Raw genomic sequence first — 22,331 nt, 5'->3', positions numbered from 1 at the left:
TTAGTTAATGAGAGCGAATAGCTATTTTTCAAATGCTAATTAGGCACGGCTTTGTTGCTGTTTTTCCACCTTTAGGCCATCGGCATCAATACCACGCTTCCAATAGGCAGATGCAACAATGTGCTCACGGTTAATTTCAAAACTGCTTGTTACTAAACGGCGAATTGCTTTTACCAAGCTTGCTTCTAGTGCCATAAACACCATTGGTTGCGTGTTATAACCTGCACATAAGCGTGTTGCTTGGTCGAGTAAATCTGTTTCTGGCTCATCTGTAACTAGCCATTCAACACTATGTTGAGTGTGTTCTTTAATTTGTTCAAGCTCAATAATGTCAGCTTTATCAGCAACATGAATAATGACATCGACAGTGGCATCTTGCGGCAGCGCTTGTAAATAGCCATTGATTGCATTTACAGAGGTTAAATCTGCCAGCATTAAATAATGTGTTTGCGTGAAGTCTGTGAGTTTTTTAGGGCCCGGGCCTGCAATACCCACCTCGTCGCCAACTCTCGCATTTTGTGCCCAGTTAGTTGCCACACCTTGATGTTGGTTAACCACAAAGTCGAGGGTAATTGCACCGTTAGCAGGGTTAATTTCGCGAATAGTGTAAGAGCGCATTAATGCTGGGTGTTCAGCGTGTAAATCAAGTTCAACCTTAGATTCACCGGCATGAGGAAGTAGTACCTTTACGTACGCACCTTTTGCGTCTTGTGGAAAATCGGCAAACTCGTCTGAGCCAACGACAATCCTTTGTAGATGTGGGGAAATACGTGTAGTACTTATTACGTTTGCACGACGAACTTTTCTAGCCATGTTGGTCTCCTAGCTGGTTAAATTGCACAACGCCCCAATAGTTGATATAGTCAACTATACACTTTTGATTGACTTTGTCAACTAACTCCACCAACTGAACTTAGGTGAACCATGCCACAAACCTCGCTTTCTTCTGCTTTATTTACACTGGCACAAAGTTACCGTGTTACTGTGCGCGAAGCCATTAACGCCAACGAGCTTGGCCTTAATGCGCTGCATGTACGCTGTTTACATATTATTGCCGAAACACAGCACTGTACCGCGAATGATATTGTTGCCAAAACGGGTCGTGATAAAGCACAAATAGCACGCTTATTAAAAGAGCTTATAAAACTTGAACTGGTGTCTAAATGTGCTGACGAAAATGATAAGCGCTGTTTAATTTTATCGTTTACTGAACAAGGTAACGCTCTGTTCTCGCGCTTAGAAGTTGCTGAGCAAGAGGTTGATGCCAAACTTTGCCAAGGTTTAACTGATCAGCAAGTACGTGATTTTATCGATATAGCCACAACCATGATCAAAAATATCAATAACAACACCCCGTGATCTTATTGGCAAGATAGCCACAAACCACTATACTGTACAAATATACAGTAAAGTGGTTTTATTATGCGCGTTATTCCTATTTATATCGAAGCTGGCGTGTGTGGTTTTGAATCACCAGCAGCACAATACAAAGAGCTTGGCCTATCATTAGATCAGCTGTTGATTAAACACCCTGATGCAACCTTTATTGGTATTGCCTCTGGCGAATCAATGCAAGGTGTGGGGATTTTTGATGGCGACTTATTACTGGTTGATCGCGCCGAAGACGTTAAAAATGGCGATGTCATCGTGGCGAATCTAAATGGTTTATTTGTTTGTAAACTACTAGATAAACACAATGCACAGTTATTATCAGCCTCGCCTAAATACCCTGCAGTGCAACTACGTCAATCTGATGAATTTCAATTAGAAGGCGTGGTCACCCGCTCAATTCGCTTACATCGCAGTAGTAAAGAGCTATTAGCATGTACGCCTTAGTCGATGCGGTGGCCTTTTATGCCAGTGCCGAAAAAGTATTTGATCCAGCTATTCGCAGTAAACCTGTAGTGGTACTCACCAACAATGATGGCTGTATTTGTGCTGTGTGTCCTATTGCACGAAAGCTTGCTATTCCAAAGTTTCAACCCTATTTTCAGGTAAAACAGTTACTCGAAGATAACCAGGTGGTGATCCGCTCATCTAACTATGAGCTGTATGCGGATTTAAGCGAACGGATGATGAACGTGATTGGCCGCTTTTGCGATAATCAGCACATATACTCTATTGATGAGTCGTTTTTAAACTTTACAGGTTTCAACAAGCTTGTTAATGATTGGCATAGTTATGGTCATCATATTCGCCGTACCGTATGGCGCGAAACAAAACTGCCTGTTGGAGTAGGTTTTGGCCCAACGGCAACCCTTGCCAAAGCCGCCAATCATGCAGCAAAAAAATTATCGGGCTTTGATGGCGTAGCAGTGATTGATTCAGAAGCGTCACGAATAGCCATTTTAAAAGCCATGGACGTACAAGATGTTTGGGGCGTTGGTCGACGCTTAGCTAAAAAACTCAAAGCAATGAATATAAATACAGCCTTTGATTTAGCTGAGCAAGACCCACGAAAAATGAAACGCCTGTTCAGTATTGTACTCGAGCGTACAGTAAACGAGTTACGCGGTAAAAGCTGTTTAGCCTGGGATGAAGTACGCCAAGACAAAAAAGAGATTTTTTCGACCCGTAGTTTTGGGGAACGTATCACCGATGCCACAGCGCTAAAAACCGCACTTATTAATCACGCCGTTATTGTTGCCCGTAAGTTACGCACACAAGGGTCACTCACACAACGTTTATTAATGTTTGTCGCCAGCTCACCTCATCAAGATGGCTATTATAAAAAGTCCTATATTTATGAGTTTAGTGTTGCCACAGCCGACAGCCGTGTATTTGCTAACGCTATCAGCGAAGTCTTTAAACACTTATATAAACCCGGCGTACCCTTTTACAAATGTGGTGTCGGTGCGCTAGAGTTATCGAGCCAAATGTTTCAGCAACCTGATTTATTTCAAGCACCTATCGATAACCCAAGCCTAATGAAATGTTTAGACAAAATAAATGCTCGTTACGGTGTTGGTACGCTTGCCCTTGCAAGCGAAACCACAACCACTCGTTGGCATATGAAGCGAGAGTATTTATCACCGCACTACACTACTCGCTGGCATAACCTACCAAAAATACACTGCTAAAAGTAATGGAAAAGCTGCAATTTAAATTGCTGTTCAGAACGTTGCCAATCTTGATAAATAGCTGAGCTTCTAAGCCCCCAATTCTGAGCCAACGCTATTTGCCAATGAGCAGAAAACGTTAGCTGATAATCAACACTTGGTTCATTCATCAGCCAAAAAGCCTGACCACTCAAAGCAAGCTTTTGTGAATCGGTAACTTGCCAAATAACACCTGCTTCGCTTCCTAGCCCAAACGACACAGAATCTATCAAATCACCTGATTGAACAACTGATGAGCCAAGCAAATAGCTTTGCAAGTGTGATGCATCACCAAAAGACTTGCCATAGCCCCCTTGTAAAAACAGACGACCTTCTCGCTTCGTCTGTGTTGGTTGACGGTCAAACCCAGCACGAACATTCCATGACCAAGAATTAAATAAGCCATTGTCAGGTGCTAATGACATTGCATCAATTAAAAGCAAACGCTCGAGATGAAGATTCTCGTTACTATTTTGGTTTACCTCTAAGTCAAAAAAACTAATTTGCGCACCAGGAATAAAACCACCGGGATTATCAAGTAAATCATGATAAGCAACACGATATGTTAAACCGAACCGACTAGCGGTATGCTGATAATCATTAAATATTACACCAACACGACTAGAGCCATGACCATTATCAGGACTCACTCGAGGCTTTGGCGCAGGCTTGAAAGGCGAAACCACATGGAATTGACTGCGTTGATGCAACAGCTTTGTTAATCGAGGAGCAATTGCATCACGTGCTAATCCTTGATCATAATATTGGTAATTTAACCACTCATACGCCATCTCAAGGACAGGCACAGCCTGCTCAGGTGCGAGCGATAATTCATCTAGCGCTACTCCATCACGCAGTAAACGAGCAAGGAAAACCTGCTGCTCTGTGAGTTGGCTTTCATAATTGATCAATTTAGTGCCCGATGCAGCACGGTATCGAGGCGGCTGTAATAATCCATGTTGCTTAAGAGCTGCAACCGTATCTGATGGGATCGCATGCGAAGAAAATGGAGCAGTTAAAGACAAATCATCTCGTGCAAGTTGCAGTAATGCTAACAGCTGATACGAGCAGTTTTCATCAACAAAAAAATAATCAAACGTGGCCCACTGCATTTCCCATAAATGTAATAACACACGCTGAATTTCTTGTTCAGATAATGAGAGTTTATATTCCCATATATCACGAGATTCTAAGTCATTATATTCACGGACTTTGCGATAATACGGCATTAAAGTGAACTTACCTGGATATTGACCAATAATACCTTTTAAAGCATATAAAGCGGCATTATCAGTAACATCAGGCTCTGCAGCAAAGTTAACAGCAAAAGCAATGAGCTCTCTACTGCGAGTTTGGTCCTTCGCATCAATACGTAATAGAGTATGACCAAACATCGAGGACGGATCATTCATAAACGCGGTCGGGAAGACTAGAGTCATACCTTTTGGGTTGATAAGCTGTTGCCATGTTTCAATTTCAGGGCAAGAAAGTGCAGGCCAATTTGTAAAGAAATGTTCTTTTAGCCAGTTATAGCGAGCAGGAAAACGGCACTTTGCTTGGTTATCATCATCGCTTTTAAACGCCGCTATAGTCGCTAAAAGCTCTGCATGAGGGTCTGTTTTCCCCACCTCAGAAAAGAAAAATTCTGAGCTATCCACTTCACTTTCATACATAGAAAGAAAAGGTTGATTATAATGACCGAGCTTAAGCCAATAAGGATGATGAGCTATTTCGAGTGTCGGTGTTGTTGAATATGCTAAACAGCTGAATAACAAACAAGAAGAAAGTAAAATACCACGCATAATAGAATAAAAGCCCATTAAGGGCTTTATATTTAAAAAGTACACGCTAGATTAAGATAGTGTGTAAGTAGCAAGTTGCGCATCGCTAGCAACAAGCGTATTAAGGTTCTCTAAAACTAATTGAGATGTCACATTTTCTGATGTGAATACGTTAGTAAACTGTGTTTGTACTAACTTATTGAATGCTGCTTTATCTTGCGCTTGAACGCCCCATACTTCAGCCAGCGTATCAAGAGTTTCACCTTCGCCACGTGACATATCACGTGCAAGTTGTTCCATATTGCCATCAATGAATGTCGCAACTTTAGTTGAAGCTGTCACTGTACCATTACCGTTACAGCCTAAAGTACCAAATGTAATACCAAATGTTTGGTTACCTGAAATACCATTTGTCGTTGCACCAAGAACTTTAACAACTTTACCTTGTTGACCAGCAAATAACATTGAACCTAAACCACAACCGATGTCTTGATCAGCCATTGCATTTGAAAGTGGAAGTAGAGAAAGTGCAGAAATAGCAATAATTTTTTTCATATCCTGAATCCTTTAAGATAAATCGTTATTCGAATTAATAACGCATTATTAGCTTAGCTAGATTCAGATTAAGGACAAACTCTTTTTTAAAAAAAAGTAAAATTAGTTACATTAAATGTTCAAAAATCAACCAATCTAGCATTTAATAGACTACACAAGTCATGGGGCTTAAGCGCAATTTCAAGGCCTCGCTTACCGGCTGAGACATAGATAGTATCGAAATTTATTGCAGATTGATGAATAAAAGTAGGTAAACGCTTCTTTTGGCCAAGCGGACTGACTCCCCCCAAAATATAACCAGTTGTGTTTTCTACTTTCTGCTGAGGGGCCATAGTTACTTTCTTTACTTTTGCTGCCTTAGCAAGCATCTTCATATTTACCTGTTGACTCACAGGGACTACTGCAACCAAAAGCTGTTGTTCGGCATCTTCAAGGACTAAAGTTTTAAACACTTGCTCAGCGGGCAAGTTAAGCTTTTCAACCGCTTCAAGGCCAAATTGGGTATGTGCAGGATCGTGATGATAACTCAGCACATCATAAAAAATACCTTTGTTTTTTAATAAATTGATTGCAGGTGTCATTAAAAGTTCCTTTAACAAAAAAGCGCCTGAACTTTATCAAAGTTTTGGGCACTTGGCATAGTAAGACAATACAGGCTTTGCATAGTAAATATCCCGAAAAACCACACTGATAAGCTACACTAAAAGTATGAGCAATAGATAAAGCGTGGCAACTATGTCAAAACACATTAGTCTCTATTTGGCGAAACAATGTTTTATCATCATCACACTCTTGTATTCAATTAATTTTGTTTGCAATGAATACGTAGCATGGACCGCGTTTATAGATTGCCAAAGTAAATGCAAAACACTAGGAATAGAAAAAGGTCAGATCCAAGAAACAACCTTTAAGGACGATGTCATATTATGCCGATGCCTAGCCGAAAATGATTACTACGTAGTACTAAACTGAATCTGAAAATACCCACTAGGAATTAAAAAAATATAACGTATTATGAATTCAGTATTAGTTAAGGAAAGGAAACTACATGTTTTTAGACTACTTTGCACTAGCCATGCTAGTGTTTGTGACCGTCGTAATATTTTATGGTGTGATAGCCATTCACGATATTCCCTACGAAATTGCCAAAAAACGTAATCACCCCCACCAAGATGCCATCCATTATGCAGGCTGGGTTAGCCTATTTACCCTACACGTACTATGGCCATTTTTATGGGTTTGGGCCACCTTGTGGCGTGATGACCGCGGCTGGGGTTTTAACCAAATTCAAAAGGAACAAGAAGACTTAGCTGAGAAAGTGACTAGCCTGACAGCCACAGTGGCAGCACTACAAGCACAAATTAATGCTCAATCGAATAATAAAGAGAAATAGAATATGGATTTGTTATTAATACTTACATATACCGCATTGTGCATTGGCATCTTCAAACTCTTTAAAATCCCCCTTAACAAATGGACAGTACCAACCGCTGTTCTTGGTGGTGTAGTACTGATCGGCGCATTAATTCTATTAATGAACTATAACCACCCACATTCAAATATGGCGAGTAGTGCGTATGTTACAACGCCGATTGTGCCAAATGTGCGTGGTACAGTAGAAGAAGTTGCGGTAAAGCCGAATCAACCAGTTAAAAAGGGCGACTTATTGTTTCGCCTAGACGACACCTTATATCGAGCAAAACTAAATCAGGCTATTGCAGCTTTACAAGATGCAAAACAATCGGTACTTGGTTTAGAAGCTGCCTATAAATCAGCACAAGCCAGTGCGCTGATGGCTAAAGCTGAATATGACCGTAGTAAGAAAGAATACGAACGCTATGAAAAAGGCGCAAAAAGCGGCGCCTATTCAAAAGGCCAAGTTGATAATAAATTAGGAGTGTATTTAGCGGCAAAAGCAAGTTACGAAGCAGCACAAGCCGAAGAGTTACGTCAGAAACTAGCATTTGAGTCAGAAATTAACGGCGAACAAACAAAAATAGCCGCTGCTCGCGCTAATTTAGAGCAAGCCCAATTTAACTTAGACAGCACTAGCGTGCATGCACCCACCGACGGCTATGTCACACAACTGACATTACGTCCGGGGATGATTGCCGTGCCTATGCCACTGCGACCAGTGATGACCTTTGTGCATAAAGAAGACACTGTTTATGTTGCGGCATTTCGACAAAATTCATTATTAAGACTCGAACCTGGTTATAAAGCTGACTTTATCTTTAAAGCGATTCCAGGCAAAACCTTCGCTGGCGAAGTAATCGATGTGTTACCCGCAATTGGTGAGGGACAAGTACAAGCACAAGGAACACTGATGGGCACTGAATTTTTTGCCCGTCAAGGCCGCGCAATTGTTACTTTAAAAATCACTGACGATATGAGTGAATATCATCTGCCACAAGGAACAAGCACTGAAGTAGCTGTTTATTCAGAACATTTTGAACATGTTTCTGTGATGCGCAAGGTGTTGATCAGAATGAAAAGCTGGCAAAACTACTTATTCTTAGATCACTAAACTCAAAATTGAAGCGTAAAAAAAGGCGCTGAATAGCGCCTTTTTACTATCTAACTCAAGTTACTTAACTAGGAGTTACTTAGTTAGATCATCGAAGAATTTCTTCACACCGTCAAAGAAACCTTTTTCTTTTGGACGGTTTTTAGAGCCATCTTTACCCATGCTTTGCTCAAGCTCTTCAAGCAATTCACGTTGACGGTCATTTAAGTTCACCGGTGTTTCAATAACCACTTTACAGATTAAGTCGCCTTGTGCGCCGCTACGAACAGACTTAACACCTTTACCGCGCATACGGAACATTTTGCCTGTTTGGCTTTCTGAAGGGATCTTCAGTTTTGCGCGACCATCCAAAGTTGGTACTTCAATTTCGCCACCTAGTGCAGCTGTTGTAAAGCCAATAGGTACTTCACAGTACAGATTGTTACCATCACGTTGGAAGATTGGGTGCTCACGTACTGACACTTGTACATATAAGTCACCTGCCGGTGCGCCATGCATCCCCGCTTCACCTTCACCTGATAAGCGAATACGGTCACCTGTATCAACACCTGCTGGGATCTTCACTGATAAGGTCTTCGTTTTTTCTACGCGACCTTGGCCATGACAGCTGTCACATGGGTCAGAAATAATTTGACCGGTGCCCTGACACGTAGGACATGTTTGCTGAACCGCGAAGAAACCTTGGCGCATTTGTACTTGGCCAGCACCGTGACACGTAGTACAGGTTTTTGGCTTAGAGCCCGCTTTTGCACCGCTACCGTCACATGGTTTACAGCTAACCCAGGTTGGCACTTTAATTTCAACATCTTTACCACGAACCGCCTCTTCCAGGCTTAAGTCCATGTTGTAACGTAAGTCAGACCCACGCTGTTGGCGCGATTGTCGACGACCACCACCACCAAAGATATCTCCAAACACATCACCAAAAATATCGCCAAAATCACCATGACCGCCGCCGAAGCCACCGCCATGACCACCACCACCTTGTTCAAAGGCTGCATGGCCGTATTGATCATACATCTGACGTTTTTGTGGATCAGTTAGTACTTCATAGGCATCTTTTACTTCCTTGAATTTAGTTTCAAGGTCTTTATCCCCTGCGGTACGGTCTGGATGATATTTCATCGCTAAGCGCTTATACGCTTTTTTTATGTCTCGTTCGCTGGCATCTTTGCTCACGCCGAGAACTTCATAATAATCGCTTTTTGACATATCTATCACACTACTCTTTTTACTGCAGTTACACTGCGTAAGGTAAGTCGAACGACTTTACCGTTCATATACATGCAAAAGGCGCGTCAAGCGAAATCGCTGGCGCGCCTCAATCATTTCATCCTAACTTAATTGGCTAAACAAAGCAGCCATTATCGCGTTAGGCAGAAGCGAAACGAGCAATTACTTGTCGTCTTTCACTTCTTCGAACTCTGCATCAACAACATCGTCGTCTTGTTTTGCAGAAGATTGCTGTGCACCTGCATCAGCACTACCTTGCTGTTGTGCTTTCGCTTGCGCAATTTCCATTAGGTTTTGTGATTTTTCAGCAAGAGCTTGTGTTTTCGCTTCAATCTCTTCTTTCTTATCACTCTTAATCGCCGCTTCTAGCTCAGTAAGCGCAGCTTCGATTGCTTCTTTATCTTCTGCTGGTAATGCATCACCCGCTTCTTCGATTTGCTTACGTGTACCGTGAACCATTGCATCAGCTTGGTTACGTGTAGCTACTAGCTCTTCGAATTTTTTATCTTCTTCAGCGTGTGCTTCAGCATCACGAACCATTTTTTCTACTTCTTCATCACTTAGACCTGAAGAAGCTTGAATCGTGATCTTCTGCTCTTTACCTGTATCTTTATCTTTAGCAGATACGTGTAAGATACCATCCGCGTCTACGTCGAATGTTACTTCGATTTGTGGTGTACCACGTTGCGCTGGGCGGATACCTTCTAGGTTAAATTGACCTAGAGATTTGTTATCGCTTGCACGCTTACGCTCACCTTGTAGTACGTGAATCGTTACCGCTGATTGGTTATCTTCAGCTGTTGAGAATACTTGCGATTTCTTAGTAGGAATCGTCGTGTTTTTCTCAATTAGTGCTGTCATTACTTGACCCATAGTCTCGATACCTAGTGATAACGGAGATACGTCAAGTAGTAGTACGTCTTTAACGTCACCAGCTAGTACACCACCTTGAATCGCTGCACCTACTGCAACGGCTTCATCTGGGTTAACATCTTTACGTGGCTCTTTACCAAAGAACTCAGCAACTGTTTTTTGTACTAGAGGCATACGTGTTTGACCACCAACAAGGATGATGTCATTTACGTCGCTTACTGATAAATCAGCATCAGCTAGTGCGCGCTTAAGTGGCTCGATTGACTTAGTTACTAAGTCTTCAACAAGAGACTCAAGTTTTGCACGAGTAACTTTAACGTTCATGTGCTTAGGACCAGTTGCGTCAGCAGTCACGTACGGTAAGTTAACTTCTGTTTGCTGTGCAGAAGAAAGTTCAATCTTCGCTTTTTCAGCAGCTTCTTTAACACGTTGCATTGCAAGTGGGTCGTTCTTAAGGTCGATACCTTGATCTTTCTTGAACTCTTCAACTAAGTAGTTGATAACACGGTTATCGAAGTCTTCACCACCTAAGTGAGTGTCACCGTTAGTTGCAAGAACTTCAAACGTGTGCTCGCCTTCTACTTCATCAATCTCGATGATAGAGATATCGAAAGTACCACCACCTAAGTCGTAAACAGCAACAACGTTTTCACCTTTGTTTTTGTCCATACCGTATGCAAGTGCAGCGGCTGTTGGCTCATTGATGATACGTTTAACTTCAAGACCAGCAATACGACCAGCATCTTTAGTAGCTTGACGTTGTGAGTCATTGAAATAAGCAGGTACTGTGATTACTGCTTCTGTTACTGGCTCACCTAAGAAGTCTTCTGCTGTTTTCTTCATTTTCTTCAGCACTTCTGCTGAAATTTGTGGTGCAGCACGTTTTTCGCCACGCGCTTCAACCCATGCATCACCGTTATCAGCTTTTACAATTTTAAAAGGCATGATACCGATATCGCGTTGTACTTCTTCGTCTTCAAAACGACGACCAATTAGACGCTTGATGGCAAATAATGTGTTAGTTGGGTTAGTTACTGCTTGGCGTTTTGCAGGTTGACCAACTAATGTTTCACCGTCTTGCGTGTATGCAATGATCGATGGTGTTGTGCGATCGCCTTCCGCGTTTTCGATAACGCGTGCTTTATCACCGTCTAGTACTGCTACACAAGAGTTAGTAGTACCCAAATCGATTCCAATAATTCTACCCATGAATCTTCTCCAACTTCAAAATTCGTTAAAACGTTCGATGACTAGTAAATAGGGGTGCAGGAAACTGAATTCAACTGTAAAAATGAAAAAAATTTACTTTTTTTTGAAATATTTTCCAAATGAGTATTTTTTCCTCAAAAAGAGGGGTTTTTTAACACTTCTAGTAATACAAACAAACTGGTCTGATGACTTTGGCTGTGCTATAACCTTGTCCATAGCAATAAATGTTAAGGAAAATTATGCATTTTGATCAATTACTCGCCATGGCAACAGAACTTGGCAAAGACAAAACAAAAGTAATGCAGTTTCCAGAAAACTGGTGCCAAGGTCGCACTGCGTTTGGTGGTTTATCAGCAGCTTTATTATATCAAGCAATTCGTCAACATATCGACAACTCTCGTCGTTTACTATCTTTAAGCACTAACTTTGTTGGTCCGTTAATCGCTGACTGCGACTTTTCAATTGATGTTGAAGTTTTGCGCGAAGGTAAAAACAGTGCGCAAGTACTTGCTAAAGTAATTCAAAATGGCGATGTTTGTGTTATCACACAAGCCTGTTTTGGCGCTAACCGAGAATCAGCAGTACGCGTAGATGTGTCAAAAAGCATGCTGCTTAAACCAGTAGACGAACGTTTTACTCTGCCTTATAAAGAAGGTTTAATGCCGGCATTTTTCCAGCACGTCGCGCTATGCTTACAAGACGGAAATATGCCATTTTCTGGCGCTGACACATCACATTTAGGCGGCTGGATGAAATTTAAACATAAACCAGAACACATGAGCGAAGCGCATATCATTGCCCTTACGGATGCATGGCCGCCTACCTTATTACAAATGTATAAACAGCCAGCCCCAGCCAGTAGCATGTCGTGGTATATCGAGTTTGTTGAAGAGCCAAACATCGCTGATGATGCTTGGATTGGCTATGAAGCTGTTACACATCATAGTAAAGATGGTTACGGTCTTGAAGATGGCTGTATTTGGAGTGATGATGGCAAGCTCATCGCACTAAGCCGCCAAACTGTTGCTTTATTTGCGTAATTCATTGCTGCTTATTTGCGCATATTCAGTGCCATCAAGGCGAATTATCGCTTGATATTCGCCAGATTCTACAATTTGGCCTAGACCTGTATTAAAGGTATCCTTTAAAACTTCACTATTGAAAAATGCAGGTCGAGGTGCTTCATTAAATATTGGATGCACAACGAAAGGTTTTATTTCGGCTGTCTGCTTATATTGCTCAAGATAATATAAAAAAACACGTCTTTCGAGAATGATAACGTCAACCCATCCCTTCATTAAATGGTCAACTTGTGCTTCTTGGTTTACTACCTCATCATAAGAACGAAGTATACGTGTCACCGATTTGAAAGGTGCTTCAATAAAATTGGTCGCATTTTGAAAACCCAGCACACTTTTACCAGCTAAATCATAAATGCTGTCTATTTTTAAATTTTGTTCAGCCAAACTTATCGCTACATTTTGATAGCGTAATAGTGGTTCACTTTGGTAAATATTTGTACTCGCTCCAGAAGCGAAATTTAAAGCTATATCAACTTTTCCTTGCAGCAACTGCTGCTCTACACGCTTGTTAGGCATGTATTGCACAACAATGTTACTGATCCCTTGAGATTTAAACGCTGCTTTTAATATTTCTAATTGAATACCACTATCGTTATCTTTAATAACATAAGGAGGGAGATAAGAACTGGCTGCAACAACAATAGGGTCTTCTCCAGCTTGATCTGATAAACATAGCCCCTTACAACTTACAAACAACAAAAGGATAAAAAAATGTTTCACTACACACCTTAATAGACAGTTGCATAGTTAATCTATGCGCCTTTGCGTAAATTCTAGCCTATTTTAGGAAAGGGTGCATTTGAATTTATCGAGTTATTGATGCAAACTAAACTAAGTTCTTGTTTATGAGACCCTAAGTTTGCAAACAGCCTGTCCTAGCTGCGACCTTGTCGTTGAGATCCCACATTTAAGTGCGAAACAAGTAGCGGTTTGTCCTCATTGCAAAACCAAACTGTCTTCTTCGCAAGCAAATCAAGATAGTGCTGTCGTAGCGCTGAGCTTAAGTGCGATCTTAATGCTGTTAAGTAGCATGTTTTACCCTTTTTTATCTTTTTCAAGCAGTGGCATCACCCAAACTATAACCTTACCTGATGCGGCACGTATTCTGTTTAACTACGACAATGACTTTTTAGGATTATTCATAGATATCAGCATCATAGGCTTACCTATGTTACTGCTTGTGCTGATAATCCCATTACATTTAGGGTTACTTAAGATACTCCCTTATCAATGGGGGAAAAGGCTCTTAAAAACAACATTTGCACTGCAGCCTTGGATTATGTCAGAAATATTTTTAATTGGTGTCATGGTCAGTATGGTAAAAATAATGTCGATGGCTGATATTGAATTCGGTGTGAGCTTTTGGGCTTATGGCGCATTTGTTATTAGTTATATTGCCACTACTGCTAAGCTCAATAAACAAAATCTATGGTATCAACTCAAAGAGCCTGTTTTTATAGAGCAAATCAAGCCGAATACTCGTGCAATCGACCAAGGCCTTAGGGCTTGTCATGTATGTGGTCAACTATGCGACAGTGAAATCTGTTCTCGTTGTGAATCTAAAACATACACTCGTAACCCTTTTAGTGTACAAAAAGCGGCAGCATGGCTGATCACTTCCGTTGCCTGCTATATACCTGCAAATATTTACCCAATCATGTACACCACTAGCCTAGGTGATGAAACCCCCTCTACCATAATTGGTGGGGTGATGATCTTGTGGAATAGTGGTTCTTATCCTATCGCAATGATCATCTTTTTAGCGAGTGTTGTCGTACCACTTGCAAAAGCTCTCATTTTGAGTTTTTTATGCTTTATGGTGATGCAGCCGGCAAACAGACAAACCAAAAGCTACACACGAATTTATCAATTGACTGAATTTATTGGAAAATGGTCAATGATCGATGTATTTGTTGTGGCAATTTTAGTAGCCTTAGTACAGTTAGGAAATTTGATGTCAGTAACGCCTGGTATAGGTACTATATTCTTTACAACAATGGTGATTTGCCAGATGCTGGCAGCCCATGCATTTGATCCACGTTTATTGTGGGATTCCCCTAATAACTTAAATAAAGTAAAACAAGAGACCTTGGCATGAGCGAAAAAGCAAATATAAAAACAGCGCCAAACATATCGGCAATCTGGATTATTCCTGTAATCGCTTTATTAATCGGCGCATGGATGCTGTATCAATACCAAGCAAATAAAGGTACAACAATCTTTATCAAAATGCCCCATGCTGAAGGTATTATCGCAGGCAAAACAGAAATAAAGGTACGCAGTGTAAAAATTGGTCAAATTGACCATGTAAGACTCTCAGATGAACAAGATAGTGTAATTGCACGAGCACAAATAGATAAACACTATGAAGACCTTTTAACGGATGATGCGAAAATTTGGGTTGTTAAACCTCGCATTGATGATACCGGTATTAGTGGGATGAGTACCCTATTGTCGGGTGTTTATCTGGAGTTTGCTCCAGGCGAAAGTAAAGAAACATCCGAGCGATTTGAACTACAAGATGAACCTGCGCTAATTGCCAATGATGTAAAAGGAGGTCGCTTTATCCTCCATGGCTATAACGCTGAAGTGCTCGATGTGAGTACAGGTATCTATTTTAAGGATTACAAAATCGGGCAAATAGAAACGGCTACTTTTGATTGGAAAAATCAAGCCATGAAATATGGTATTTTCATTAATGAGCCTTATCAAAACCTGATCACGCTTAATTCTATCTTTTGGGTTAACTCAGGTATACAAATTGATTTGTCTGCTGATGGTATTAATGTCAATACGGGCTCTTTGAGTAAGTTACTTAAAGGAGGGATTTCTGTTGGTATTCCTGAGCAACAGAAACCAGGGGAAATTGCCACAAATGGCTATAGCTTCTCACTAAGTAATAGCTACAAAGCTGCTCTTGAAGAGCGATTTTATGACTTTGATTATTATCTAATTGACTTTGAACAATCAATTCGTGGATTACGTCCTGGTGCGCCAGTTGAATATCGAGGGATGCGCATCGGTACTGTTGTTGAAGCACCTGCAAATGTCATTATAAATGGCAAACCAGCCCACTTTAGGGTCGATAACACTGCAGTGCCAGCGCTGATTAAAATTGAGTATGGAAGACTCTACCATGACAATGTTGCAGCCAGAGAGTTCTGGCAGTCAAGTTTAGATGGCTGGATTAAAAGTGGTTTAAGAGCCTCATTAAAGCCAGGAAACTTATTAACAGGTGCAGTGTATGTGGACTTGGACATTTATGATAATGCTGAACCTGCAGAATTAACAACTATTGCTGACTATACAGTATTCCCGAGTGTTTCAAGTGGAATTACCGTCATTGCTGATCAAGTCTCTGATGTATTAAATAAAGTCAATAATCTCAAAATCGAAGACAGTTTGGCACAAATGCAAACGACCTTTGCAGAATACCAAGCACTTGCACATGACATGCGTGAATTGCTTAATAAACAAGATACTCAAGACTTACCGGGTGATATTAATCGCAACTTTGCTGAGATGACCAAAAGCATGCAACAGTTCGATAAGACAATGAAGCAATTTGAAAAAACTATGGCAAGTTACGAACAAGGATCAACATTCCATGAGCAATTACAAACAACCTTGTCTGAATTTAAACGTTTAAGTGAAGAGCTACAACCACTTACACGTGGTTTAAACCAGCAACCGAATATGTTGATCTTTGATAAAGAGCTACCTGCAGATCCAACGCCGAGGAAACAATAATGAACTTTAAACTCTGTGCTTCAATTGCATCAGTGCTGTTACTTTCGGCCTGTAGCCAAACTTCATTCTCAACCATTGAGTATTATCAATTTTCGCAGCCGATAGTGGCAATGCAACGCTTAGCGGAGAATACCCAAGCTCAGCTCAGAATTAACACAGTAAAGTTACGTGGTGCGCTAAATAATCGTGGTATCGCCATGGTGCTTGATAACAACAGAGTGAATGCTGCTAACTATCATTTATGGAGTGAATCTCCTGATTTGATGTTAACTGCCAGTGCTCATCAACAACTTTACACTGAGCTTGATAATTGGATGGTTATAAAAGGCTTACCTGTGATCACCGATTTAGACCAGCAAAGCTTTTATGAATTAGAGTATGAGCTACATCACTTTAACGGTGATGAGCAAGGTAATGCCAATATTGCAGGGCTTTGGCGCTTGTACTATACAACTCCTGAATCTGGCAGAAAGTTGAAGGCGGTCAATTACTTCAATGAGCTTACACCTTTACAAGCAAGTGATTACGAGGGACTTGTAGCCACCCTTGAGTCAACTTGGCTAAAGGTTAACAAACAAGTTGCAAACGAAGTGTCAAAGCTTGCTATTTAGTAAGAGTTTAAGTGGCTGATTGTCATCGTTAATGATGACATCGCCTATAAACTCAAAGCCTAGTTTTTGTAGTACCTTTTGCGAGCCAATATTTGTTTGCGAGGTTATTGCTGCAAGCACCCCAAGATCTAATACGTGTTTTTTGGCCATCAACAACCTAGCTGCCGATGTAATAATGCCCTTACCTTCATAGTTGGCTAACAACGCGAACCCTAAATCAGGAATAGCTAATGCATCACGCTGAAACAGCCCCACCATACCAACCGGTGTACCATTAGCTAAACAGACAATATAACTACCAAAGCCATATTGCTGGTGACTATTTATAAAGGTTTGTTGAATATAATGCTCTGCTTGTGCTGGTGTATTTATATTTTTATTTCCGATATGCTCTAAAAATGTTACTTGGTTCAAAAGCTCAACAATAAATGCCGCATCATCAGGCAGGCCAGCACGTAAATATATATTCGTCATATATTAAAATACCTTACTTACCACATCATTGGTAAAATTAAGACAATCTAAAACACGCTCTTTTTGCACTGCTGAGAGCTCATCAATGGCGAAATAAGCATACTCAGTATGCTCATTACTCAACACTATCTGGGCATCATTAGGCAGATATGCTCGAAAAATAAACGCATGAGAATTAAATGCAGTGTGATAATAAACACCACTTAAATAAGCGATATCTACCTCACTATTAAGCTCTTCTTGGCATTCGCGAAGTAACGCTTGATGAATTGTTTCGCCTTTATCTAAAGCGCCGCCAGGTAATCCCCAACTTTTTTGACCATAATTAGCTTTAAGTAATAGCACTTGACCTTGGTTGTTAGTTATAACCGCGTGACTACTGAGTCTGTATGTATCTGAAAATGCCATAAACCCTTGCTTAATTAAATTAAAAAAGTAACACCGTTGAAGAGTGTAAAATAATTATCATCGCAATAAAAATTCTTATTGACTAAATTTATATTCAAGATTATTTTTCTTTCGATGTTTTGGGCAAAACAAAAGCAGTATACCCTCTATACTGTCTGGCGCCAGCCAACGCAGGCACTTTCCCTACAGGGTCCATAAAAGTGTGTTCGCGTAAAGCAGTTACTTGAGTCGATAGACTTCGGATTTCTGTAAGCAATCTCGCATTGCTTAACTGTGTGAAAAATATAATGCAAGAACCTTCTGCGTTAAGTTTACTACCGCCAGTATTGGTGGTTGTTTTGGCCGTGTTTTTACGCCGCCCTATTTTATCTTTACTTGTTGGAGCTTTGTTTGGTTTAGCCATGCTTGGGCCAACAGCTATACTGTCAAACTTTGCTGATATATCGTTAAAAGTGATGCAGGATGAAACCATTGCCTGGCTAATTTTAGTCTGTGGCGGGTTTGGTGCCTTGATTGCCTTATTGGTAAGAACCGGTGGAGCAAGTGCATTTGCTGAATTAGCGTTAAAGTTTGCCAAAGGTCAACGCTCATCTTTGCTAATGACCTTTGTGTTAGGTGTGATTATTTTTATCGATGATTACCTCAATGCATTAACGGTTGGTGAAACCATGAAGCGTATCACCGATAAGTTTAAAATTAGCCGCGAAATGCTAGCTTATGTTGTTGACTCAACTGCCGCACCTATCTGTGTTCTTGTACCACTCTCTACATGGGCGGTATTTTTTGGTGGCCTATTAGTCGATAACAATGTTGCAGCAGAAGGCCAAGGTATTGCCGTATACATCGAAGCAATCCCTTATATGTTGTACGCATGGTTTGCAGTACTTGTTGTATTGCTTGTCAGCTTAAATGTGATCCCTGCTTTTGGGCCGATGAAAAAGGCACAACTACGTGCAATGAATAATCAAATCGAGATCTCAAATAGCCAATACACCGATGTACAAACAGCGGATGAATACGCTGTTAAAGCCGCAGAAGAGAACTTTGAAACAGCAGCATCCAATGGCAAACTCTATAACTTTTTAGTGCCGATTATTTTACTTGTTGCGTTTACTGTTTATTTCGACATTGACGTATATAAAGGATTGCTTGCAACCTTTGCTGTGGTGTTACCGTTCTATATGTTGCAAAAACTAATGACATTGTCAGAACTAGTGGAGCGTATGTTAGATGGTTTTAAAAGTATGATCCCAGCAATTGGTACTGTCGTTGCGGCCTTTATATTTAAAGATGTGTGTGACCAATTAATGCTTCCGCAATATGTCATTAATACTTTAAGCCCTTATATGACAGCACAATACCTACCTGCCGTGGTGTTTTTAGCAATGGCAGTACTTGCTTTTGCAACGGGTTCTAGCTGGGGGATTTTCGCAGTAACTATTCCAATTGTGATGCCACTGGCTTATGCAATTGATGCCAACATTCCTCTAGTAATTGGTGCTTTGTTGTCGGCGTCATCGTTTGGTAGTCAAGCATGCTTTTATTCTGACTCCACAGTACTTGCTGCACAAGGCTCAGGGTGTGACTTAGTCAGCCATGTGGTTACTCAATTACCTTACACCTTACTGGCGGCAACCGCTGCATTTATAGGGTTTTTGTTCATCGCCTAAATTAAAAAGCCCAAGCAATTGCTTGGGCTTTTGTTTATCAACTAATAAGTTACTTTTGGAATTTAATTCCTTTGTAATAAGTTTCTAAGTTTTCAACTTTTGTTTGATTTTTAAGATCTGCAAATGGCTTATCAGCGAACTTGCTACCACGCATTTGAATGTTCAAGCGTGGTGCTTCACTGTTCAGCATGGTTTTCTTGTAATAATCTTTCAAATCAGCCAAGGTTACTTTTTCAACTTCAGCAATAAGCTTTTCTTTAGAGTCAAAGTTAAAGTTTTCACGATACCAATCTGTGATAAGTGGTGACATTTCATCACTTAGATTCTTAGGTTGCTCTTTTAAAGATACCAGCGTTGCATTTTTAAGTTGTGAAAATGTTTCTTCTGTCATGTTATCAAGCTCTACTGCGTATTGCTTTTTAAACTCATCAAAGCGTGCTTGCATTTCTTTAGGGCCTTTAACTGGTGTTTGGATATAAAGACCTAGTGCAGAGTAATCTTCAATCGGACGGGCTAACGCACCAACAGCATAAGCAAGCTGCTCTTCGGTACGAAGCTTATCAAAAGCAATCGTTCTGAAGTGGCTTTGTAACACTTGCGCTTGAGCCTTTTGCTTGTAACCCGGTGTTGGATGAACAACCATATCGATAATCGCTACATCAGCTACATCAATATCCTTTTGCAATACAATACGTTCACCTATTTGTGGCAACCAGGCTTTGCTGCGAGCAAACTCAGTAGATTTATGAGCCTTAGGTAATATAGCTGTTAGCTTATTAGCAATAGATTCAACATCATTTTGGTTGTAGTTACCAAACGTGAATACACGTAAATCATTTGCAGCAAGAGTTGATTTCTTAATAGCAATAAAATCATCAAGAGTTAGCGTATCTGCCGCCGCAATTAAGGTTTCGGTATCAAATTTACCACTTCGTGTTAGCTTAGAATATTCACCAAATGCTTGATAGAAAGGAAATTGCTTTTGTTGATTTAGTAAATCACGCTTATAACGGTCAATCGCTTGTGCAAAACCATCTTCTGATACATTTAAAGTCAGATTTTCAAGCGCCTGAGCCAATAATACGTCCTGCTTATCAGTAAAACCACTCAGTGATAATATAAGACCATTGCTTGGCTGTAACCCCAAACTCATACCTGCTACAGCCGCTTCAGTGCTTAATTTACTTTGCTCTAAGTTATACAGATCAGCCCAAATTGAGTAAAGCACCTGTGCTTTTACATCAACTAATGCATCAGGTGTGTTAATGTAAACTTCAACAAGCCCTTTAGGTTGCTCAGCAAATTGCTGACTTGCTTGGCGCCAAACTTTGACACCTTGCTTATCAAAGACCAGTTTAGGATGTGCTTGCTGTTTAAATTCCGCGGTCTTAATAGCAAAACTTTCTGGCAGTAACCGGTTTACAGTAGGTAAAGCTAAAGGGTATTCGCTCGGTTTATTCCAGCTTGCAACTTCTTCGTCGCTGATATCTTCAATACGATATTTACCATCGTAAAAATGTAGCTGCGAGTCTGTCTCTTCTTGCTTTGAAATATACCAAATACGTAGCGTCTCTTCGTTTAACTGTGAAAGCACGTTTTGCACAGCGTCAGCATCAAACTTTGCATAATAGTAAGGTGCATTAATTGCGTTGTTCACTGGGAACTTTTGCATACTATCAGTAAGGTTACTTACATAGCCAAACTCATCACCTTTTTCAAGAAATTGAAACTCATTGTTTAACGAAGTACGAATTTCATTAAAATACTTGCTATCAACACCCTGCTCTTTAATTAACGCAATATACTGCATTACCATAGCAACAATTTCTTCACGGTTTTGCATGCCGGCGTCAGTTAGTTCAATACTTACTGTTAAGCTGCCGTAGTTACCATATTGTGTAGGTGCATCAGAAGCAGATAAACGTGATACCCAGCCTTTATCACGTAATATTTGTGCCGGGCTGCCTTGCATTTCATTACTTAACAAGTAAGACACAAAGCGATTAGGTTTAACTGCAAACTGTGAACTGTTATCGGTGATCGTAAATTCAAGTTGTAATTGTTTTACGTCTTCATTTGGTGAATAGTAAACACGTTTGCCACCGGCTTTATCAAAATCAAGTTTATCTGTTACTGTTGGTTTTTCGATATGTTTATTTTCGATATCTGCAAAATACTGTTTAGCTTTTGCTTCCATTTCAGCTAGCGGACGGTTAGAAATCATCGCCACTTTCATGATATTAGATGAATAGTATTTATTATAAAAAGCAACCGTTTCTTTATGTAAATCACTGCCTTCTTTATCACCTAGCGTTTCTAGGTTACCAATTAAGAAACGGTTTGCAGGATGGTCTCCCATCATCTTGCGTGCTAATTTAAATTGTCCAAAAAAGTCCATTTCACGGCGCATTGACCATTCAGCATTAACCGCATTTTTTTCTTTATCAGTGTATTCAGGGTAAAGCTTAGGTGCTTTAAAAAAGTCAGAAAAGCGGTCTAAAGCTTCATCATAGGCATCGTTATTCACTTTAAACATATAATTAGTGATATCTAACCAAGTGTAAGCGTTGTGCGCACCACCGTTTTTGGTCATAAAATCACTATAACCTTTGGTATCAGGATAGCGGTCTGTACCTAGGAAAAGCATATGTTCTAGATAATGTGCCATACCTTGTTGCGACATAGGGTCGTGTAGTAAACCGACACCAACACTAAGTGCAGCTGCTGACTTTTCTACACTCGGATCTGAGATTAAAATAACATCAATCTCATTATCTAGTTTTAGTGTTTTATATTCTCGGGCATCATTTGGACTGACAACCAAAGAATCAGGTATAAGGCTGCTATTAGCTGTAGATGAAGTCATAGTAGATGTTGAAGAACACCCAGCTAATACAGCAAATGCGATTGCACTAAGGCCCATTATTTTTTTCATTATTATGTATCCATTAGATATTGAATCAATTTTTATTTATGATGAATTTTCATCAGCCGCAATTCAATGCTTTTTAACAGACTAACACTAAAAGTTTGTAACACATTGTGAAAAAGCAATGCAAA

General features: G+C 40.3%; 20 protein-coding genes. 10 read left to right on the top strand and 10 right to left on the bottom strand.

Annotated elements, in window-relative coordinates; all coding sequences use genetic code 11:
* Window positions 1–39 precede the first annotated feature (39 nt).
* On the bottom strand, window positions 40–813 hold the full coding sequence (locus tag L1264_RS10445) for a siderophore-interacting protein (RefSeq protein WP_235403971.1): 774 nt from the start codon (window positions 811–813) through the stop codon (window positions 40–42).
* A gap of 111 nt (window positions 814–924) precedes the next feature.
* On the opposite strand from L1264_RS10445, the gene L1264_RS10440 reads away from it, so the two are divergent.
* From L1264_RS10440 to L1264_RS10430, 3 genes are all read left to right on the top strand, one after another.
* Window positions 925–1,359, top strand: coding sequence for a MarR family winged helix-turn-helix transcriptional regulator (locus tag L1264_RS10440; RefSeq protein ID WP_199526159.1), 435 nt, complete (start codon window positions 925–927; stop codon window positions 1,357–1,359).
* Window positions 1,360–1,422: 63 nt separating this feature from the next.
* Complete coding sequence (locus tag L1264_RS10435; protein WP_054552219.1) at window positions 1,423–1,836, top strand: LexA family protein; 414 nt, start codon at window positions 1,423–1,425, stop codon at window positions 1,834–1,836.
* Entirely contained in the window at window positions 1,824–3,080 is a 1,257-nt protein-coding gene (locus L1264_RS10430) for a Y-family DNA polymerase (protein WP_199526160.1), read from the top strand. Before L1264_RS10435 ends, L1264_RS10430 begins: the two co-directional genes overlap by 13 nt.
* Here L1264_RS10430 and L1264_RS10425 read toward each other — a convergent pair.
* From L1264_RS10425 to ybaK, 3 genes are all read right to left on the bottom strand, one after another.
* Entirely contained in the window at window positions 3,077–4,918 is a 1,842-nt protein-coding gene (locus tag L1264_RS10425; RefSeq protein WP_235403969.1) for an Lnb N-terminal periplasmic domain-containing protein, read from the bottom strand. The two genes, L1264_RS10430 and L1264_RS10425, sit on opposite strands and share 4 nt — an antisense overlap.
* Window positions 4,919–4,951: 33 nt before the next feature.
* Window positions 4,952–5,434, bottom strand: a complete 483-nt coding sequence (locus L1264_RS10420; protein WP_135926601.1) for a DUF3015 domain-containing protein — start codon at window positions 5,432–5,434, stop codon at window positions 4,952–4,954.
* A gap of 119 nt (window positions 5,435–5,553) precedes the next feature.
* Window positions 5,554–6,015 carry a Cys-tRNA(Pro) deacylase gene (gene ybaK, locus L1264_RS10415; RefSeq protein ID WP_199526161.1) on the bottom strand — a complete coding sequence of 154 codons (462 nt, stop codon included), beginning with the start codon at window positions 6,013–6,015 and terminating at the stop codon, window positions 5,554–5,556.
* A gap of 467 nt (window positions 6,016–6,482) precedes the next feature.
* Between ybaK and L1264_RS10410 the strand changes: the two genes are divergently transcribed.
* Window positions 6,483–6,827, top strand: coding sequence for a DUF3302 domain-containing protein (locus L1264_RS10410; RefSeq protein WP_235403967.1), 345 nt, complete (start codon window positions 6,483–6,485; stop codon window positions 6,825–6,827).
* A gap of 3 nt (window positions 6,828–6,830) precedes the next feature.
* Window positions 6,831–7,961: an HlyD family secretion protein gene (locus tag L1264_RS10405; protein WP_138556544.1), complete on the top strand. Its 1,131-nt coding sequence runs from the start codon at window positions 6,831–6,833 to the stop codon at window positions 7,959–7,961.
* A 75-nt stretch (window positions 7,962–8,036) separates the two neighbouring features.
* Here L1264_RS10405 and dnaJ read toward each other — a convergent pair whose 3' ends face one another.
* Both dnaJ and dnaK read right to left on the bottom strand, forming a co-directional pair.
* Complete coding sequence (gene dnaJ / locus L1264_RS10400) at window positions 8,037–9,173, bottom strand: molecular chaperone DnaJ (RefSeq protein WP_135926597.1); 1,137 nt, start codon at window positions 9,171–9,173, stop codon at window positions 8,037–8,039.
* 183 nt (window positions 9,174–9,356) lie between these two features.
* Complete coding sequence (gene dnaK / locus L1264_RS10395) at window positions 9,357–11,276, bottom strand: molecular chaperone DnaK (RefSeq protein ID WP_199526163.1); 1,920 nt, start codon at window positions 11,274–11,276, stop codon at window positions 9,357–9,359.
* Window positions 11,277–11,515: 239 nt separating this feature from the next.
* Here dnaK and L1264_RS10390 point away from each other — a divergent pair, with 239 nt between their 5' ends.
* Complete coding sequence (locus L1264_RS10390) at window positions 11,516–12,316, top strand: thioesterase family protein (protein WP_199526164.1); 801 nt, start codon at window positions 11,516–11,518, stop codon at window positions 12,314–12,316.
* On the opposite strand, the gene L1264_RS10385 is transcribed toward L1264_RS10390, so the two are convergent.
* Entirely contained in the window at window positions 12,305–13,078 is a 774-nt protein-coding gene (locus L1264_RS10385; protein WP_235403965.1) for a substrate-binding periplasmic protein, read from the bottom strand. The genes L1264_RS10390 and L1264_RS10385 overlap by 12 nt on opposite strands.
* Before the next feature lie 139 nt (window positions 13,079–13,217).
* On the opposite strand from L1264_RS10385, the gene L1264_RS10380 reads away from it, so the two are divergent.
* Genes L1264_RS10380 through L1264_RS10370 form a run of 3 tightly spaced genes read left to right on the top strand, consistent with a single transcriptional unit; the run spans window position 13,218 to window position 16,719 of the window.
* Window positions 13,218–14,456, top strand: coding sequence for a paraquat-inducible protein A (locus L1264_RS10380; protein WP_135926594.1), 1,239 nt, complete (start codon window positions 13,218–13,220; stop codon window positions 14,454–14,456).
* Window positions 14,453–16,108, top strand: a complete 1,656-nt coding sequence (gene pqiB, locus L1264_RS10375) for an intermembrane transport protein PqiB (protein WP_235403963.1) — start codon at window positions 14,453–14,455, stop codon at window positions 16,106–16,108. Before L1264_RS10380 ends, pqiB begins: the two co-directional genes overlap by 4 nt.
* A complete protein-coding gene (locus tag L1264_RS10370; protein WP_135926592.1) occupies window positions 16,108–16,719 on the top strand; it encodes a PqiC family protein in 612 nt (203 codons plus the stop codon). The genes pqiB and L1264_RS10370 overlap by 1 nt, the downstream gene beginning before the upstream one ends.
* On the opposite strand, the gene L1264_RS10365 is transcribed toward L1264_RS10370, so the two are convergent.
* Together L1264_RS10365 and L1264_RS10360 are read right to left on the bottom strand one after the other, a co-directional pair.
* On the bottom strand, window positions 16,702–17,193 hold the full coding sequence (locus L1264_RS10365; RefSeq protein WP_199526166.1) for a GNAT family N-acetyltransferase: 492 nt from the start codon (window positions 17,191–17,193) through the stop codon (window positions 16,702–16,704). The genes L1264_RS10370 and L1264_RS10365 overlap by 18 nt on opposite strands.
* Before the next feature lie 3 nt (window positions 17,194–17,196).
* Window positions 17,197–17,601, bottom strand: a complete 405-nt coding sequence (locus L1264_RS10360; RefSeq protein WP_199526167.1) for an NUDIX hydrolase — start codon at window positions 17,599–17,601, stop codon at window positions 17,197–17,199.
* Window positions 17,602–17,888: 287 nt separating this feature from the next.
* On the opposite strand from L1264_RS10360, the gene L1264_RS10355 reads away from it, so the two are divergent.
* Entirely contained in the window at window positions 17,889–19,271 is a 1,383-nt protein-coding gene (locus tag L1264_RS10355) for a Na+/H+ antiporter NhaC family protein (protein ID WP_199526168.1), read from the top strand.
* Between the two features lie 49 nt (window positions 19,272–19,320).
* Here L1264_RS10355 and L1264_RS10350 read toward each other — a convergent pair whose 3' ends face one another.
* Window positions 19,321–22,206, bottom strand: coding sequence for an insulinase family protein (locus tag L1264_RS10350; RefSeq protein ID WP_199526169.1), 2,886 nt, complete (start codon window positions 22,204–22,206; stop codon window positions 19,321–19,323).
* Between the last annotated feature and the right edge of the window lie 125 nt (window positions 22,207–22,331).

This window comes from Pseudoalteromonas sp. APAL1, assembly GCF_021532475.1.
In the GTDB taxonomy this organism is placed as follows: domain Bacteria; phylum Pseudomonadota; class Gammaproteobacteria; order Enterobacterales; family Alteromonadaceae; genus Pseudoalteromonas; species Pseudoalteromonas lipolytica_C.
This window is presented reverse-complemented; position numbering and strand designations above follow the sequence as displayed.